We start from the raw sequence: 16,455 nt of genomic DNA, 5'->3' as shown, positions 1-16,455 counted from the left end.
ACCGCCGGTCATGTCGATGTACATTGCAATCGAATGATCGGAAATGGCTGTCGGACCGCGTGCGCCATGTTTCCCGAAGGGTGTGTATGAAAGCCGTCGATCCTCCGGAGCCCCTGCCGCCGGGCGGCGCATACGAATTGCGCAAGGTTCCGCTGACCGCCGTCGCACCCACCCCGCTCAACCCGCGCCGCGCCTTCGGCACGGCGGCGGAACGGACGGCCCTCGGCGAAAGCCTGCGCAGGGCCCAGCTCGCGCCCTGCGTCGCCATGACGCGGCGCGCCTACACGGCCCTGTGGCCCGAGCACACCGAGGCCGTCGGAACCGCGGAATACGTCCTCATCAACGGCGAACGCCGTTACCGCAGCGCCCTGCACGTGGGCCTCGCCACCCTGGACCTCGCCCTGCGCGACGACCTGGCGACCTCCCGCGAGGACCTCGTCAACCACGTACTGGCCGAGAACCTCCAACGCGAGGACTTCGACGTCATGGAACGCGCCCGCGGAGTCCGGCAGCTCGTCGACATCTGTGCGGAACAAGGTGCGTTGGGGGCCCAGAGCCGGGCGGCGGCCCGCCTGGGGCACAACCGCTCCTGGGTCACCAACCAGCTCGCCCTCCTGCGCCTCCCCCAGGAAATCCAGGGCATGCTCAGCTCCGGCGAACTCCCCGAAAGGGAGGGCCGCCGTCTGGCCCGTCATCACAAACAGCATCCCGAGCTGAGCACGGGGGAATTGCTGGCCCACTGGAGGACCACGAGGGAACAGCGGAAAGCGGAACGCACTCCCGCTCCACCGCCCCCGGCGCCGGTGTCCCCGCCCGTGCCCCCGTCCATCAGGCCCCCGTTGCCCACGGACAGCGCCCGGCCGCCGCTCCCCGGCATCCCGCGACGCCCGTACCCGTACCGCCCCGGCCTCCCCCGTTCCGTCGTCCCGGCCGCGGCCCTTCTGGTCCGCAGACTGGGCACGACCCCGCGCGACCAGGCCAGGACCCTGGCCGCCGGCCTCGACACACGGGGCCTCAGAGAACTCTCCGAAGCGCTGCGCCCCTATCTGTGAAAGGACGGAGCCGCCCACCAGTTGCCGTCTACACTCAAACCCTGTGAAGCCTCGAAGAATCACCGCACGCGCGGCGCGACTCGCCGCCCCCCTCGCCCTCGCCACCGCCCTGCTGAGTGCGTCCACGGCCTTCGGCACCGGCGCTTCCGCGGCCGAAGCGCACGTGGCGCACCCGTCGGTGGCGACGGCGTCGGCGCCCGGCAAGGCGCCTACCGCCCCCTACGGCATCCTCCCGGCCGGAGGACAGCAGGCGGCCGTCGCCAAGAACTGCCAGAAGATACCCGGCAAGAAAAAGGGCAGTTGCAACGAACCGCACCGCAAGTGCCGGCAGAAGGGCGCCAAGGCCGTCTCCGCGGCCGGAGTGAAACTCACCTGCCGGGTGGCCCCCTGGGACGGACGACTGCGCTGGCTGGCCGCCGGGGAGTGAGCGGCGCCGACACCCGGCGTCAGGACGGCAGTTCGTCCGGGGACGGGTAGGACGACTGCGCCCCCGCCCGCGTCACGGAGGCGGCGCCGACGCGTACCGCGAACCGCACCGCCTCCACCAACGGCGCGCCGCCCGCCAGTTGCGCGGCCAGCGCGCCGGTGAACGCGTCCCCGGCGCCCGTGGTGTCCACGGCGCGCACGGCGACACCGGGCACGGCCACCGGCTCCGGCGCCGTGCCGTCCAGGGCGAGGGCACCCTCGCCGCCGAGGGTGACGACGACCGAACGGGCACCCCGCTCGCGCAGCACCCGGGCCCGGTCCGCCGCACTTCCCGCCGCGTCACCGGACAGCAGGCGCGCCTCGTGCTCGTTGACGACGAGCGGATCGGCCGCCGCGAGCAGCTCCGGATCGAGTGCGTCCGGCACGGGCGAGGGGTTGAACACCACGCGCGCGCCCGCCTCCCCGGCCAGCGCGGCCGCCGCCCGCACCGTCGCCGGCGGGACCTCCAGCTGGAGCGAGACCACCGCCGAGGCGGCGAAGAGCGGCGCCGCGGCCGCCACGTCGTCCGGCGACAGACGGGCGTTGGCGCCGGGGGAGACGACGATCGCGTTGTCGCCGTCCGGGCCGACCACGATCATCGCCGTACCCGTGCGCGCGCCGCCCTCGACCCGGACGTGGCGCACATCGGTCCCGGCCGACCGCTGCGCGTCCAGCAGCAGTTCGCCGTACGCGTCGTCGCCGACCCGCGCCAGCAGGGCCGTCCGCGCCCCCAACCGGGCCGCGGCCGCCGCCTGATTGGCGCCCTTGCCGCCCGCCGACTCCACCAGATCCGTGCCGAGCACGGTCTCGCCCGCCCCCGGCCGCCGGTCCACCCGCACCGCCAGATCGGCGTTGGCCGAACCGACCACCAGGACGTCGTACGCCCGCGTCGCGTCGCTCTCGCCCGTCACCACAGTCACTTCCGTTCCCACTCCTCGTGCTCAGCCCGCTCAGTCCGTGAACCGGGCCGCGTTCTCCCGCGTCACCAGCACCACCGGCACCTTCACGGTGCGCGGCAGCCGCTCGCCGTCCGCCGCCCGGACCGCCCAGGCGACCGCCTGCCGGCCCAGCAGGGCCGGCTGCTGGGCCACCGTCGCCGTCAGCGTGCCGCCGCGCACCGCCGCGATCCCGTCGGGGGTCCCGTCGAAGGCGACGATCCGCACCTTCCGGCCCGCGTCCGCGCCCAGCGCCTTCGCCGCGCCGAGCGCCATCTCGTCGTTGGCGGCGAAGACCCCGGTCAGATCGCCGTGCGCCTGGCGGAGGTTGGACATCACGTCCATGCCCTTGGTCCGGTCGAAGTCGGCCGGCTGACGGGCCACCACCTCGATCCCGGGATACGCCCGGATGCCCTCGTCGAAGCCCTTCCCGCGCTCGCGCGCGGCGGAGGTGCCCGGCTGCCCCTCCAGGACGGCGACCTTGCCCCGGCCGCCCATCGACGCGGCCAGCGCCCGGGCCGCGATCCGGCCGCCCTCGACGTTGTCGGAGGCGATGGTCGTGCCCACCGTCCCGCCGTTGACCCCGCGGTCGATGGAGATCACCGGCACCTTCGCCCGGTTGGCCACCCCGACGGCCGGCACCGCCGCGTCGGAGTCGACCGGGTTGATCACGGCCGCCCTGACGTCCTGGCTGGTGAAGGTCTCCATCTGATTGACCTGCTGCACCGGGTCGTTCTGCGCGTCCGTGATGTTGATCTTCAGGCCACGGGCTGCCGCCTCGGCCTGCGCACCCTTCTTGATGCCCACGAAGAAAGGGTTGTTGAGGGTGGACAGCGCCAGCCCCAGATCCGTGTTCCCGCCCCGGTCGCAGCCCGCGACGGCCGGCACCGTCAGCGCGCACGCCGCCAGCAGCCCGACGGCCCGCACCCGCCGCCTCACCGGGCGCTCCGCCGGCGCAGCGTGTCCAGCAGCACGGCCACCGCGATGACCAGCCCCGTCGCCACCTGCTGCCAGAACGCCGAAACGCTCAGCAGATTGAGGCCGTTGCGCAGCACCGCGAGGATCAGGGCACCGATCAGCGTGCCCGACGCCTTGCCCGAACCGCCCGACAGGCTCGCCCCGCCGATGACGACGGCGGCGATGGCGTCCAGCTCGTAGCCGACCGCGGCCTGCGGCTGCGCGGAGGTCAGCCGGGAGGCCAGCACGATGCCGGCGACGGCGGCGAACAGCCCCGACAGCGCGTAGACCACCAGCTTGCGGCGCTTGACGTCGATGCCCGACAGCCGGGCCGCCTCCTCGTTGCCGCCGATCGCGAACATCGCCCGGCCCGTGTACGTACGGGCCAGGACCAGCGCCGCCAGCAGCCCCATCGCGGCCATCACCAGCACCGGCACCGGGAGCCAGCCGCCGAGCGTGTCCCCGAGCCGGCTCACCGAGGCGGGGAACGCGATCGGCGAACCACCGGAGATCACCAGGGCCAGGCCCCGGCCCACCGACAGCACCGCCAGCGTGGCGATGAAGGCCGGCAGCCGGCCATAGGCCACCAGCGCCCCCGAGACCAGCCCCGCCACGGCACCCACCGCCAGCCCCAGCAGCACCGCCACCCACACGGGCAGTCCCTGCGACGTCGCGGCCCAGGCGACGACCGTCGCCGACAGCGCCGCCACCGACCCCACCGACAGGTCGATGCCCGCCGACACGATCACGAACGTCACCCCGAACGCCAGGATCGCCGTCACCGACGCCTGCACCCCGACGTTCAGCAGATTCTGTCCGTTGAAGAAGTCCTTCGACAGGACGGCCATCACCACGACCAGCGCGGCCAGACCGCCCAGCGGACCGTTGCGCAGCACCGCCCTCGTGAACCACTGCCCGGGAGTGCTCCCCGGCACCCGCAGCACCTCAGCCGACATCGGAGCCCTCCATCGCGCTCTCGTTCCCTCTGTCCCTGGCACCCGGCACCCGGACGGCCAGTTCCATCACCGCGTCCTGGCCGACCGGCCCGTCCGCCGGCGACAGTTCGCCGGCGATCCGGCCCTGCGCCATCACCAGCACCCGGTCGCTCATGCCCAGCACCTCCGGCAGGTCGCTGGAGATCATCAAGACTCCGCAGCCCGCCGCCGTCAGCTCGTTGACGAGCTGGTAGATCTCCACCTTCGCGCCCACGTCCACGCCGCGCGTCGGCTCGTCGAGGATCAGCAGCCGGACACCGGCCAGCAGCCACTTCCCGATGACGACCTTCTGCTGATTGCCGCCCGACAGCGTCCGCGCCGACTGCCCCAGCCCGCTCATCCGCACCTTCAGCCGGCCCGCCATCGCCGCCGCCTCCCGGCGCTGCGCCCGGCGGTCGACGAAGCCGCCGCGGGTGTCGCGGTCCAGCCGGGCCAGCGTCAGGTTCTCGTCCAACGGCGCGTCCAGCAGCAGCCCCTGGGCCTTGCGGTCCTCCGGCACCAGCCCCAGCCCGGCCCGCATCGCGGCCCGTACGTCTCCCCGGGCCAGCGCCCGGCCGTCCACCTCGACCGTCCCGGCGTCGTACCGGTCCACCCCGAAGACGGCCCGCGCCACCTCCGTGCGGCCCGCGCCCACCAGCCCGGCCAGCCCCACGACCTCCCCGGCGCGCACCTCGAAGCCGACGTCCTCGAAACCGGGCCCGCCGTCCGTGCCCCGCCGGGTCAGCCCCCGCACCCGCAGCAGCGGGGCACCCGGCTCCGGGCGGCGGCGCGGATACTGCTCGCCGATCTCCCGGCCCACCATCAGCCGGATCAGCTCGTCCTCGGACACCGTCGCGGCCACCTCGGCCACCGACCGGCCGTCGCGCAGCACCGTCACCCGGTCCCCGAGCGCGGCGATCTCCTCCAGGTGATGGGTGATGAAGACGACCGCCACCCCGCTGTCGCGCAGCTCCCGCACGATGCCGAACAGGGTCGCCACCTCCGAGGAGGTCAGCACCGCCGTCGGCTCGTCCATGACCAGCACCCGGGCGGCCGTGCCCAGCGCCTTGGCGATCTCCACCATCTGCAGCTGGGCGATCCCCAGCCCCGCGACCGGCGCCGCGGGGGAGACGTCGAGGCGCACCCGCTCCAGCAGACGCGCGGCCCGCTCGCGCATCGCCCGCCGGTCCACCAGCCCGAGCGCGGTGCGCGGCTGCCGTCCCAGGAAGAGGTTCTCGGCCACCGACAGTCCCGGCACCAGGTTGAACTCCTGGTGGATCGTGGCGATCCCCAGCCGCTCCGCGTCCTGCGCGGAACGGATGGCCACCTCCTCGCCGTCCACCACGATCCGCCCCTCGTCGGGACGGTGCACCCCCGCGAGCATCTTGATCAGCGTGCTCTTGCCGGCCCCGTTCTCGCCGAGCAGCACATGCACCTCGCCCGCGCGCAGCGCCAGGTCCACCCCGTCCAGGGCCCGCACTCCCGGGAAGGATTTGGTGACCCCCTCGACGCGCAGCAACTCCGCCCCGCCGGGCGGCCGTTCGCGGCTGTCCCGCACGTCGCCGTTGACGCCGGTCATTCGCCTCTCCTCATCTCGGCGGCCTCAGCGGGACGGTTCGCCGCACGAGCGGCGCACCACCAGCCGGGCCGGCAACAGCACGGACGCGGCCGGACGGCCCTCGATCCGTTCCAGCAGCGTGTGCACCGCCGCCCGGCCCAGCTCCCGCGTCGGCTGGGCCACGGCGGTCAGCGGCGGGCAGGTGTGCGCGAACCAGGGCACGTCGTCGAACGCCACCAGCGCCACGTCGTCCGGGACGCGCAGTCCGCGCGCCCGGAGCTCGTCCAGGGCGCCGAGCGCCATCAGGTTGTCCGCGGCCAGCACCGCGTCCGGCGGTTCCGGCAGCTCCAGCAGCCGCCGCATCATCCGCCGCCCCCCGGCGGGCGTCATGTCCGGCGACGACGCGGCCAGCTCCGGCGGCAGCGCGATGCCGTGCCCGGCCAGCGCCGAGCGGAAGCACTCCAGCCGCTCGTCCCCGACCGGCGTCCCGGCCGGTGCGACGATCACGGCCGGCCGGCGGCGGCCCAGGGACGCCAGATGCGCGGCCAGTTCGGTCAGCGCCGCGCCGCCCCCGGCCCGTACGCACGGGGCGTCGACCCCGGGCACCGGCCGGTCGAGCAGGACCAGCGGCGTACCGGAGGCCACGACCTCGTGCAGCGTCGCCGATCCCTGGCCGGCCGAACTGACCAGCAGGCCGTCGATGCGCCGGTCCAGCAGCGTGCGGACGAGGTCGTCCTGCTGCTCCGGGCTCTCGCCGGCGTTGCCGATGACCAGGCCGTAGCCCAGCCGCCGGGCCTCCTGCTCGACGGCGTCGGCCAGCTCGGTGAAGAACGCGTTGCGCAGATCGCCGATGACCAGGCCCAGCGTCCGGGTGCGCGCCGTGCGCAGCGCCCGGGCCACCACGTTGGGCCGGTAGCCGAGCTCGGCCACGGCGGCCAGGACGCGGTCGCGCGTCCCGGCGACGGGGGAGCGGCCGTTGAGGACGCGCGAGACGGTGGCGACGGAGACGCCGGCCCGGTCGGCCACGTCCTTGATGGTCGCCATCGTGGGCCTCCCCGGTCTTGTGCGATCGATCCGTGTAATCGATTTCGCGGGGACAGGTAATCGATTACATCAAGGGTGCGTCAAGGCGTGCGGGCGGTGGTGCGCATCACATGGCGGTGGTGGTCCTGGGCCGGCCGGGTGTCATCGCCCCGGCCCGGGCCGTGACCGCCCGCCCGCGGCGGACCGCCGCCGCACCATGGCCCCATCGACCTGACACCCCGTCGGAAGGCACCGCGATGGCCACACCTCCGCACACCGGCCGGAACCTGAGCTACTTCGTCATGAGCGCCTCCGCCCGCGCCGATTCGTGGAACACCCGGCTGGCGCGGCTGGCCGCCTCCGTCATCGAGGAGCGCGGCGGCACCGCCGAGGTCGCGACCATCGGCGACTTCGACGTGCCCGGCTACCACGGGGACCACGAGGTGTCCGACGGCATCCCGGACGGTGCCGAGCGCTTCCGGAGCAGGCTCCTGGACCACGACGCGTTCGTCATCTCCTCGCCGGAGTACAACGCGTCCGTGCCGGGCGTGCTGAAGAACCTCATCGACTGGACGTCCCGCTTCCGGCCGCAGCCGTTCAACGAGCGCCTCGGCCTGCTGATGTCGGCCTCGCCCTCCCGGACCGGCGGCAACCGCAGCCTGTGGGCGCTGCGCGTCCCGCTGGAGGCCCTCGGTGCCCGGGTGCACCCCGACATGTTCTCCCTCGCCCAGTCGGCCACCGCCTTCGGCGAGGACGGGCGCCTCGCGCACGGGACGCTCCAGGAGCAGTTCGAGGAGAACGTCCGCGGCTACATGGACCTGGTGGAGGCGATCGTCCGCTACCCGTGCGCGAAGAAGGCGTGGGTGGAGTATCTGGGCCAGCGCCCCGACCCGGCGTTCCGGCGGGCCGAATGAACGGGGTGTGAGGGGAGGGGGACGGACCGCAACGCCCCTGCCTGGATGGACGGTTGATGTCCGGATAGCGAACGCGGGGGAACGTTCATCGGTCAACTCCCTCCCATGTTTTCATCGTGAACCTGTCAAGAACGCGAATCGGGTGGCACTCTCGGCTCGGACCACGTGCACCACAACGGCGCAACACCGCCGTTCGTCCCTCCATGGCCGCACCCGGCGGCCGAGCCGAAGGAGTTCGCGTGAACAACACCCCCCACAGCAGCACCCGTTCGTCCCGCACCGTCAGACGCGGCGCCACCCTCGTCGCCCTCGCCGCCGTGGTGGCCGCGGCCGCCCAGGCGGGCCCCGCGCTCGCCGACCCCTCCCCGTCCCACACCACCGGGGCCCAGCGGCAGTCCCCGGACCGGCGCACCGCGCTGATATCCGAGGCGCGCGACGGCGCCTCGGCCGCCGCGCGCTCGCTCGGCCTGGGCGGCCACGAACGCCTCGTCGTCAAGGACGTCGTCAAGGACGCCGACGGCACCGTGCACACCCGCTACGACCGCACCTACGACGGGCTGCCCGTCCTCGGCGGCGACCTCGTCGTCCACGTCAAGGGCGGCAAGCGGACCGTCACCAAGGCCACGTCCAAGCCCATATCCGTGCCCAGCACCACGCCCGAGGTGCCCGCCGCCACCGCGCAGAAGAGCGCGCTGCGCGCCGCCTCCGGCGTCAAGTCGGCCAAGGCCGACGCCGATTCCTCCCGCAAGGTCATCTGGGCCGCCTCCGGCAAGCCCGTCCTGGCCTGGGAGTCCGTCGTCCGCGGCGTCCAGAAGGACGGCACGCCCAGCGTCCTGCACATCATCACCGACGCCATCACCGGCAAGAAGCTCTACTCCTTCGACGGCATCGAGACCGGCACCGGCACCGGCCAGTACAACGGCAAGGTCACCATCGGCACCGCCAAGAGCGGCAGCGGCTACCAGATGGTCGACAACACCCGCGGCGGCCACCGCACCACCGACCTCAGGGGCGGCACCTCCGGCAACGGCACGCTCTTCACCAACTCCACCGACACGTGGGGCAACGGCAGCGCGAGCAACCGCCAGACCGCGGCGGTCGACGCCCACTACGGCGCGCAGCAGACCTGGGACTTCTACCAGAAGGTCTTCGGCCGCAACGGCATACGCAACGACGGCGTCGCCTCGTTCTCCCGCGTCCACTACGGCAGCAGCTACGTCAACGCCTTCTGGGACGACTCCTGTTTCTGCATGACCTATGGTGACGGGTCCGGCAACACCCACCCCCTGACCTCCCTCGACGTCGCCGGCCACGAGATGACCCACGGCGTCACCTCCGCCACGGCCGGCCTGGAGTACAGCGGCGAGTCCGGCGGCCTCAACGAGGCCACCAGCGACATCATGGCCACCGGCGTGGAGTTCTTCTCCAACAATGCCAAGACGCCGGCCAATTACCTCATCGGCGAGCAGATCAACATCAACGGCGACGGCACCCCGCTGCGCTACATGGACCAGCCGAGCAAGGACGGCTCCTCGCTCGACTACTGGAGCCCCGACGCGGGCAACGTGGACGTGCACTACTCGTCCGGCATCGCCAACCACTTCTTCTACCTGCTCTCCGAGGGCAGCGGCAGCAAGACCATCAACGGCTTCAGCTACAACAGCCCCACGTACGACGGCTCCTCCGTCCCCGGCATCGGGCGCGACAAGGCCCTGGCCGTCTGGTACAAGGCGCTGACGACGTACATGACGTCCAGCACGGACTACGCGGCGGCGCGCCAGGCGACGCTCAAGGCCGCGGCGGACCTCTACGGGCAGGACAGCAACGAGTACCAGGTGGTCGGCGCCACCTGGACCGCTGTCAACGTCAACTGACGTCTCTCCCCGCGCCCCTGACGGGCCGCCGCACGCCTTCCCGGCGTGCGGCGGCCCGTCGCGTTGCGCCCCTGCGAAGCGCACATGACGGGCTGATGGCAGGAGCCCGGCGGGCGTTGACCCCCGCCGGGACCCTCCTATTTTCTTGCGGCACGCACCCGAGGAGCCGCCCATGCCCGTCCGCCGCACCGTCCTGTTCGCGCTCGCCGCCGCGTCCCTGGCCTCCGTCCTCGCCCCGGGTGCCCCGGCCGCCGCGGCCGCCGCGGCCGCCCGCACCGTCCACGTCGACTGCTCCGCCCCGTCGTCCGGCACCGGCAGCCCCGACAGCCCCGTCAACTCGATCCCGGCGCTCAACGCGCAGACCCCCGCCCCCGGCGACCGCGTGCTCTTCCGGCGCGGCACCACCTGCCGGGGACAGCTGTACCTCCACACCTCCGGCACCCCGGAAGCGCCCATCGGCTACGGGGCGTACGGCGACGGCGCCAAGCCGCGCATCGACGCCGACGGCAACCTCGCGGCCGTATGGCTGCGCAACGCCGCCCACATCACCGTCTCCGACCTCGACCTGACCGCGCCCGGCGACAACACGACCGCGCGCCGCGGCGTCTGGCTCCAGGCCGTCGACTCCGGGGACCTCCCCGGGATCACCCTCGAACGCCTCGACATCCACGACGTCCGCGGCGTGCTCCCCGCACGGACCGGCGGCAACGCGGCCAACGGCAAATACGCCGGTGCGTCGGGCGGCATCGTCGCCGAGGCCCTCGGCAGCACGGTCCCCTCCGCCTTCACCGGCCTCACCCTCCGCGACAACACCCTCCGCTCCGTGGACCGCGCCGGCATCTACCTGTGGTCCAACTGGTGCCGCAGACCCCAGCTGGCGACGTTCTGGAACGGCCTGTGCACCGCCCCCTGGCACCCCCACACCGGACTGCTCGTCGAGCGCAACACCCTCTCCTCCACCGGCGGGGACGGCCTGGCCGTCAAGAGCACCGCCGACGCCCTCGTCCAGCACAACACCCTCGACGGCTTCGACGAACGCGCCGGATCGGTCAACGCCGGGATGTGGACCGCCAACAGCGACCGGATCACCTTCCAGTACAACCGCTCCTCCGGCGGCGCCACCGACCGCGACGGCCAGGGCTTCGACGTCGACCACTCCACCCGGCAGGTCACCTTCCAGTACAACGTCTCCTCGGACAACGCCGGAGGATTCTTCCTCCTCTGCCCCTACGGAGCCGATGTACCGGGCAACGCCGAGGACTTCACCATCCGCTACAACCTCTCCGTCAACGACCGCGCCCGCACCTTCCAGATCTGCTCCGGCGGGCTCAAACGCGGCAGGATCCACAACAACACCATCCAGCTGCCCCGGGTGCCCCAGGGCGCCACCCACCGGCTCGTCCTGGAGAACGCCACCCGACCCGGCACCCTGGACGTGCAGTTCACCAACAACATCGTCCGCGGCAGCGGCACCGACGCCGGCACCCTCGCCTGGACCCTCGACGACCCCTCCTTCGTCCTCGACCACAACCTCCTCCACCACATCCCCGTACCACCCGCGGCCACCCACACCCTCACCGAAGCGCCCCTGCTCACCGCGCCCGGCCCCGGCACCACCGACCCCGCCGCCTACCGGCTGCTGCCCGACTCGCCCGCCCGCCGCGCCGGAACGCCCCTCGCCGACGACGGCGGACGCGACTTCTTCGGCACCGCCCTCGGCACACCGCCCGCCCTCGGCTTCCACGACCACTGACCCGACCGTCACCCGGAGAGCACCGCCACCATGCCCCCGACCACCGCCGCCCCGCCCGCCCCCACCGCGGCCCGCGCCCAGTGGACCCGCACCTGGACGCCGCGCCTGGTGGCCTTCGGCGAGTTCATCGACGGCTACGATCTGCTCGTCATGGGCGCCGCCCTGCTGTTCCTCAAGCCCGACTTCGGCCTCACGGCGGACCAGACCGGCCGGCTGGGCGCCATCGCCTTCCTCGGCACGGCCGTCGGCCTCGTGGTCTTCGGTGACCTCTCCGACCGGCTCGGCCGCAAGGTGATCTTCGTCGTCAACCTCGCCCTCTTCGTCGCGGTCTCCCTCGCCTCGGCCTTCGTCACGGAGGTCTGGCAGCTGATGGCCGCCCGCTTCCTCATCGGCGTCGCCGTCGGCATGGACATCCCCACCTCCCACGCCTTCCTCGCCGAGATCGCCCCCACCGCCCGGCGCGGCCGCATCGCCGGTTCCCTCCCCAACCTGATGTGGCTCGGCGGCGCGATCACCAGCGTCCTCGTCGCCCTCGCCCTGAAGCCCGTGGCCGGCGACGACACCTGGCGCTGGCTCTTCGGCCTCGCCGCACCCCCCGCCCCCGCCGGCCGCCCGTCACGCTCCTGGCGCGCCCTGTTCACCCGGCGCGCCGGAGCGCGGCTGGCCGCCGTCACCGCGTTCTTCGCCCTCCAGGCCTTCGGCGGCGCCGTCGCCACCATCGCCGGCCCCCTGGTGATGGAGTCCACCGGCATCGGCACCGAACACGCCCTGCTGTTTTCCCTCGGCGGCTTCACCGCCGGCTTCCTCGCGGTGGCCGCCGGCGCCCGCATCATCGACCGCGTCAACCGCCGCGCCCTGGGCATCGCCACCTGCCTCGGCGTCTTCCTCGCCGGGCTCGTCCTCGCCTTGGCCGGACGGACCGGCACACCGGTCCTCCTCACCGCCTACCTCTGCTACGCGCTGCTCACCTGGCTCGGCCCCGGAGTCCTCTCCTGGGTCTGGAGCTCGGAGCTGTTCCCCACCGAGCTCCGCGGCCTCGGATCCGGCATTGCCCAGTGCGTCACCCGGCTGATGATCGCCCTCAACATCCTCCTCGTCCCGCACCTCCTGGACCGCTTCGGCCTGCGGGCCGTCGCCCTCTACGCCACGGCGTACGCCCTGTGCGCGGCCGTCGTGGCCGCGGCCCCCTTCCTGGCGACGACGGGACGGTCGCTGGAGGAACTCGACGCAACGGCGCAGCGGGAGGAGCGGTGAGCGTCCCCCGCCCGCCGCACCCGGAACCCACCCCCAGGGAAGGCCCCGCCATGACCCAGCCCGGACCCCGGCTCCACACCGTGCCCGTCACCCCGCGCACCACCTGGCTGTTCGTCTTCGTCCACCCCGTCGGAGGCGCCCCGGGCTGGGGCGAGTGCTCCGACATTCCCGCCTCCGAGGCCCGGCGGCTGCTGGCCGGTCTCGCCCCGCTCGTCGCGGGGCTGGGCCCCCAGGAGGCCACCGATGTCCTCGACCGCGCCGGGGACGCCTGGTCGGGCCACGGCCGGTATCCCACCGGGCGGTTGCACCGCCGCACGGTGCTCGGCGGCCTCGCCACCGCGCTCGCCGACTCCGCGGCCCGGACGGCCGGCGCGCCCCTGGGGGCGTGGCTCGCCCGCCGCGCCGGAGCCCCCCGCCCCCGCCGCACCCGCGTCCCCCTCTACGCCAACATCAACCGCGCGCTGACCGCGCGGACCCCGCAGGCCGCGGCCGAACTCGCCGCCCGGGCCGTCGCCGAGGGACACCGCACGGTCAAGTGCGCCCCCTTCGACGGCCTGGACACCCCCCACCGCCTCGAACGCGGCCTGGAGATCGCGCACGCCGTCCGCGACGCCATCGGCCCCGGCCGCACCCTGCTCCTCGACGCCCACCACCTCCTGAAACCCCGTCATTTCCTCGCCAGGGCCGAGGAGTTCACCCGGCTGAGGCCCGGCTGGCTGGAGGACGCGGCCCCGCTGTCCGCCCCCGGCGACCTGCTGCGCATCCGGGACGCGCTCGGCATCCCGCTCGCGGGCGGCGAGTTCGCCGGCACCGCGCGGGAGATCCTGCCCGCCCTGCGCGCGGGCGCCCTCGACGTGCTCCTGCCGGACGTCAAGCACGCCGGCGGCCCGCTCGGCCTCCTGCGCCTGGCCGGCCTCGCCACCGACCACGGCGCGCGCGTCTCGCTGCACAACCTCGGCGGCCCGGTCGCCACGGCCGCCTCGGCCCACCTCACCGCCCATCTCTCGGACGGACTCCCCCTGGAGGCGATGTACGGCGAGACGCCCGTGCACAGGACCAGCATCCCGCCCGAACCCCTCACGGGCGCCGGCTACACCCTCGGCGACGCCCCGGGGCTGGGGCTGACTCCCGTCCTGGGGACGGCCGGTGTCCACTGAGACCGGCGGACCCGGCGCCGCGGTCGTCCTGGGCGCCGCCGGCGGCATCGGGCGCGCGTGCGCGGCCCGGCTGGCCGGGGGAGGGGCGCGGGTCGTCGCCGTCGACCGCGACGAGGCGGTGCGCGGCCTGCCGCACTGCGTGCCCGTCGTCGGCGACGCCACGGACGGGGACGTCCTGGCCCGGGCGTACGACGCGGCCGGCGGCGCCCCCGCCGTCCTGGTGCACGCCCTGCTCGGCGAAGCGCGGGCACCGCTCGCGGAGTTGACGGCCGACGCACTGCGCTCGGTGCTCGACACCGGCCTGGTCTCCGCCTGGCAGGCGGGCGCGGAACTCGTTCGCCGACGGGCGGGGCGGCCCGGCGCGATCGTGCTGATCGGCTCGGTGCACGCGCACGGCGCCGCGCCGGGGATGGGCGCCTACGCCGTGGCGAAGGCGGGCCTGGCGGCCCTGGCCCGGGCCGCGGCGGCCGAGTGGGGGCCGCTGGGTGTGCGCTGCAATGTCGTCGAGCCGGGCTTCGTGGCCGTCGGCCGGAACGCGCACCGCTGGCAGGACGCGGGGGAGCGGGCCCGCATCCTGACGGCGTATCCGCTGGGCCGGCTGTGCGGGCCGGAGGAGGTCGCGGAGGCGGTGGCGTTCCTGGCCGGCCCGGGGGCCTCGTACGTCAACGGGGCCTGCGTGCCGGTGGACGGCGGCCCTGCTGCCGGAGACGCTGGTGCCGTAGGGGACGGATCGGGAAACGGCGAAAGGGAGGCCCGGGGCGGGCAACCCCGCCTACCATGCGGCGGCATGAGCAGCAGCAACCACCGCATACCCGAAGGCGTGGGCCGCACAGCCCTCGCCGTCGCCCACGCCCGCATGCTGGAAAGCCACCGCCCGGACCGGCTGTTCGACGACCCCTACGCGGCCGCCTTCGTGGAAGCCGCCGGACAGGGGAGGGAGCGGCCCGGCGGCGACGCCCCGTCGCCCGGGCTCGTGCAGATCCTGCACCACCTCGTCGTCCGCACCCGCTTCTTCGACGACTTCGTCCGGCGCGCCGCCGCCGACGGCTGCCGTCAAGTCGTCCTCCCGGCAGCAGGGTTGGACACCCGCGCGTACCGTCTGGACTGGCCCGCCGGCACGGTCTGCTACGAGATCGACATGCCCGAGGTACTGGCCTTCAAGGAACGGGTGCTGGCCGAACGGGCGGCCGTGCCCAGGGCGCGCAGGACGGCCCTCGCCGCGGATCTGCGGAGGCCCGGCTGGACGGCCGCGCTGACGGACGCCGGATTCGACCCGGCCCGCCCCAGCGCATGGCTGGTCGAGGGGCTGCTGGTGTATCTGGAGGCGGCCGACGCGGCCCGGCTGCTGGAACGGGCGGGGGCGCTCGCCGCCCCCGGCAGCCGGCTGGCGCTCACCCACGGCCTCGGTGCGGGCGACACGTCCCCGCACGGCAGGGCGGCCACGGTCCCCGAGATGGCGTCGGTCTTCGCGCTCTGGAAGGGCGGACTGCCCGAGGACCCGGTGGACTGGCTGGCGCGACGCGGCTGGCGGGCGGCCTGGCACGACCGCGCCGAGGCGGCCATGGCGTACGGCCGGCCCGCCGGCTACGTGTCCGCGAAGCGCAGTTTCGTCACGGCCGAGCGGCAGTAGCGGAGGTGGCGGCGGCCGCCCCGGCGTGACGTGGGGCCGAGGCCCCGGAACCGGCTTACAGGGTGCCGGACTCCTTGACGGCGATCTTGGCGGCGGTGGCGCCGGAGCGGGAGCCCAGGGCCTCGACCTGCTTGACGACGTCCTGGCCCTCGACGACCTCGCCGAAGACGACGTGCTTGCCGTCCAGCCAGTCGGTCACGACCGTGGTGATGAAGAACTGCGAACCGTTGGTGTTCGGGCCCGCGTTGGCCATGCTCAGCAGGAACGGGCGGTCGTGCTTGAGCTGGAAGTTCTCGTCCGCGAACTTCTCGCCGTAGATGCTCTTGCCACCGGTGCCGTTCTGCCGGGTGAAGTCACCGCCCTGGAGCATGAACGCGGGGATCACGCGGTGGAACGGCGAGCCGGCGTAGCCGAAGCCGTGCTCACCGGTCGCCAGCTCGCGGAAGTTGCGGGCGGTCTTCGGCACGACGTCGTCGAACAGCTTGAAGACGATGCGCCCGATGGGCTCGTCGTTCACGGTGACGTCGAAGTAGACGTTCGCTCCGGTCTCGGCCATGTGTGTGCTCCTTGTGTGGTGTTTCCGAGGGGACCCGCGTGCGGGGAACCCACGAAACAGGGGTCGGTTCGAGCCGATCGGCGAGCCACACCGCGCGGCTCGCCCGATCAGCCCAAGGCTGTCGTCGCCCCCGGCGGCCGACGGAACACCACAGGAGTCACTCCCGCTGCCACGGAGGGAGCACCACACGAGCGCGCGCGTCGGCAGCGGCGGCAGGGATCACCCTTGCACATAACGGGCCCGCGGGGACAGCCGGGGGTACGGGACGACAGGTTTGACCTGGCCCTGTCAGGAATTGACCGGGGCTTTCCCGGAGGACGGGGAGCGGCTTCCCTTCCGCGAAGTACGTTTTC

12 protein-coding genes and 1 pseudogene are annotated in these 16,455 nt (G+C 73.7%); 8 read left to right on the top strand and 5 right to left on the bottom strand.

Going from position 1 to position 16,455, the window contains the following annotated elements:
• Positions 1 to 86: 86 nt before the first annotated feature.
• Positions 87 to 1,052 (top strand): ParB/RepB/Spo0J family partition protein, encoded by a 966-nt coding sequence (locus AB8735_RS00280; RefSeq protein ID WP_372404185.1) that lies wholly within the window; start codon positions 87 to 89, stop codon positions 1,050 to 1,052.
• 43 nt (positions 1,053 to 1,095) lie between these two features.
• Complete coding sequence (locus AB8735_RS00275) at positions 1,096 to 1,479, top strand: hypothetical protein (RefSeq protein WP_372404184.1); 384 nt, start codon at positions 1,096 to 1,098, stop codon at positions 1,477 to 1,479.
• A 19-nt stretch (positions 1,480 to 1,498) separates the two neighbouring features.
• On the opposite strand, the gene AB8735_RS00270 is transcribed toward AB8735_RS00275, so the two are convergent.
• The 4 genes and pseudogenes from AB8735_RS00270 to AB8735_RS00255 form a co-directional block, all read right to left on the bottom strand.
• Positions 1,499 to 2,437, bottom strand: a complete 939-nt coding sequence (locus tag AB8735_RS00270; protein ID WP_372404183.1) for a ribokinase — start codon at positions 2,435 to 2,437, stop codon at positions 1,499 to 1,501.
• A gap of 30 nt (positions 2,438 to 2,467) precedes the next feature.
• Positions 2,468 to 4,365, bottom strand: a pseudogene (locus tag AB8735_RS00265) (substrate-binding domain-containing protein).
• Entirely contained in the window at positions 4,355 to 5,962 is a 1,608-nt protein-coding gene (locus AB8735_RS00260) for a sugar ABC transporter ATP-binding protein (protein WP_372404181.1), read from the bottom strand. The pseudogene AB8735_RS00265 and the gene AB8735_RS00260 overlap by 11 nt, the downstream one beginning before the upstream one ends.
• Positions 5,963 to 5,986: 24 nt before the next feature.
• The gene (locus tag AB8735_RS00255; RefSeq protein WP_344021397.1) at positions 5,987 to 6,985 is read right to left on the bottom strand and encodes a LacI family DNA-binding transcriptional regulator; all 999 of its coding nucleotides are present in this window, start codon (positions 6,983 to 6,985) and stop codon (positions 5,987 to 5,989) included.
• Positions 6,986 to 7,095: 110 nt separating this feature from the next.
• Between AB8735_RS00255 and AB8735_RS00250 the strand changes: the two genes are divergently transcribed.
• The 6 genes from AB8735_RS00250 (at position 7,096) to AB8735_RS00225 (ending at position 15,546) form a co-directional block, all read left to right on the top strand.
• Positions 7,096 to 7,878, top strand: a complete 783-nt coding sequence (locus AB8735_RS00250; protein WP_372404180.1) for an NADPH-dependent FMN reductase — start codon at positions 7,096 to 7,098, stop codon at positions 7,876 to 7,878.
• Positions 7,879 to 8,081: 203 nt separating this feature from the next.
• On the top strand, positions 8,082 to 9,752 hold the full coding sequence (locus tag AB8735_RS00245) for a M4 family metallopeptidase (RefSeq protein ID WP_372404178.1): 1,671 nt from the start codon (positions 8,082 to 8,084) through the stop codon (positions 9,750 to 9,752).
• A 172-nt stretch (positions 9,753 to 9,924) separates the two neighbouring features.
• Complete coding sequence (locus AB8735_RS00240) at positions 9,925 to 11,505, top strand: right-handed parallel beta-helix repeat-containing protein (RefSeq protein ID WP_372404177.1); 1,581 nt, start codon at positions 9,925 to 9,927, stop codon at positions 11,503 to 11,505.
• Positions 11,506 to 11,535: 30 nt separating this feature from the next.
• Positions 11,536 to 12,759 carry an MFS transporter gene (locus AB8735_RS00235; RefSeq protein ID WP_372404176.1) on the top strand — a complete coding sequence of 408 codons (1,224 nt, stop codon included), beginning with the start codon at positions 11,536 to 11,538 and terminating at the stop codon, positions 12,757 to 12,759.
• 50 nt (positions 12,760 to 12,809) lie between these two features.
• Positions 12,810 to 13,916 carry an enolase C-terminal domain-like protein gene (locus AB8735_RS00230; protein ID WP_372404174.1) on the top strand — a complete coding sequence of 369 codons (1,107 nt, stop codon included), beginning with the start codon at positions 12,810 to 12,812 and terminating at the stop codon, positions 13,914 to 13,916.
• Positions 13,906 to 15,546 carry an SAM-dependent methyltransferase gene (locus AB8735_RS00225; RefSeq protein ID WP_372404173.1) on the top strand — a complete coding sequence of 547 codons (1,641 nt, stop codon included), beginning with the start codon at positions 13,906 to 13,908 and terminating at the stop codon, positions 15,544 to 15,546. Before AB8735_RS00230 ends, AB8735_RS00225 begins: the two co-directional genes overlap by 11 nt.
• Positions 15,547 to 15,601: 55 nt before the next feature.
• Here the strand turns inward: AB8735_RS00225 and AB8735_RS00220 are convergent, their stop codons facing one another.
• Positions 15,602 to 16,102: a peptidylprolyl isomerase gene (locus AB8735_RS00220; RefSeq protein WP_344021389.1), complete on the bottom strand. Its 501-nt coding sequence runs from the start codon at positions 16,100 to 16,102 to the stop codon at positions 15,602 to 15,604.
• Positions 16,103 to 16,455 lie beyond the last annotated feature (353 nt).

This window comes from Streptomyces luteireticuli (assembly GCF_041519305.1).
Lineage (GTDB): Bacteria > Actinomycetota > Actinomycetes > Streptomycetales > Streptomycetaceae > Streptomyces > Streptomyces luteireticuli.
Note: the sequence above shows the minus strand (reverse complement) of the source record. Positions and strands in the feature narration are given on the sequence as shown.

Coding starts and splice junctions, on each gene's coding strand:
- AB8735_RS00230 (WP_372404174.1), top strand. CDS start 12,810: ATGACCCAGCCCGGACCCCGGCTCCACACCGTGCCCGTCACCCCGCGC.
- AB8735_RS00235 (WP_372404176.1), top strand. CDS start 11,536: ATGCCCCCGACCACCGCCGCCCCGCCCGCCCCCACCGCGGCCCGCGCC.
- AB8735_RS00280 (WP_372404185.1), top strand. CDS start 87: ATGAAAGCCGTCGATCCTCCGGAGCCCCTGCCGCCGGGCGGCGCATAC.
- AB8735_RS00255 (WP_344021397.1), bottom strand. CDS start 6,985: ATGGCGACCATCAAGGACGTGGCCGACCGGGCCGGCGTCTCCGTCGCC.
- AB8735_RS00245 (WP_372404178.1), top strand. CDS start 8,082: ATGGCCGCACCCGGCGGCCGAGCCGAAGGAGTTCGCGTGAACAACACC.
- AB8735_RS00240 (WP_372404177.1), top strand. CDS start 9,925: ATGCCCGTCCGCCGCACCGTCCTGTTCGCGCTCGCCGCCGCGTCCCTG.
- AB8735_RS00220 (WP_344021389.1), bottom strand. CDS start 16,102: ATGGCCGAGACCGGAGCGAACGTCTACTTCGACGTCACCGTGAACGAC.
- AB8735_RS00250 (WP_372404180.1), top strand. CDS start 7,096: ATGGCGGTGGTGGTCCTGGGCCGGCCGGGTGTCATCGCCCCGGCCCGG.
- AB8735_RS00260 (WP_372404181.1), bottom strand. CDS start 5,962: ATGACCGGCGTCAACGGCGACGTGCGGGACAGCCGCGAACGGCCGCCC.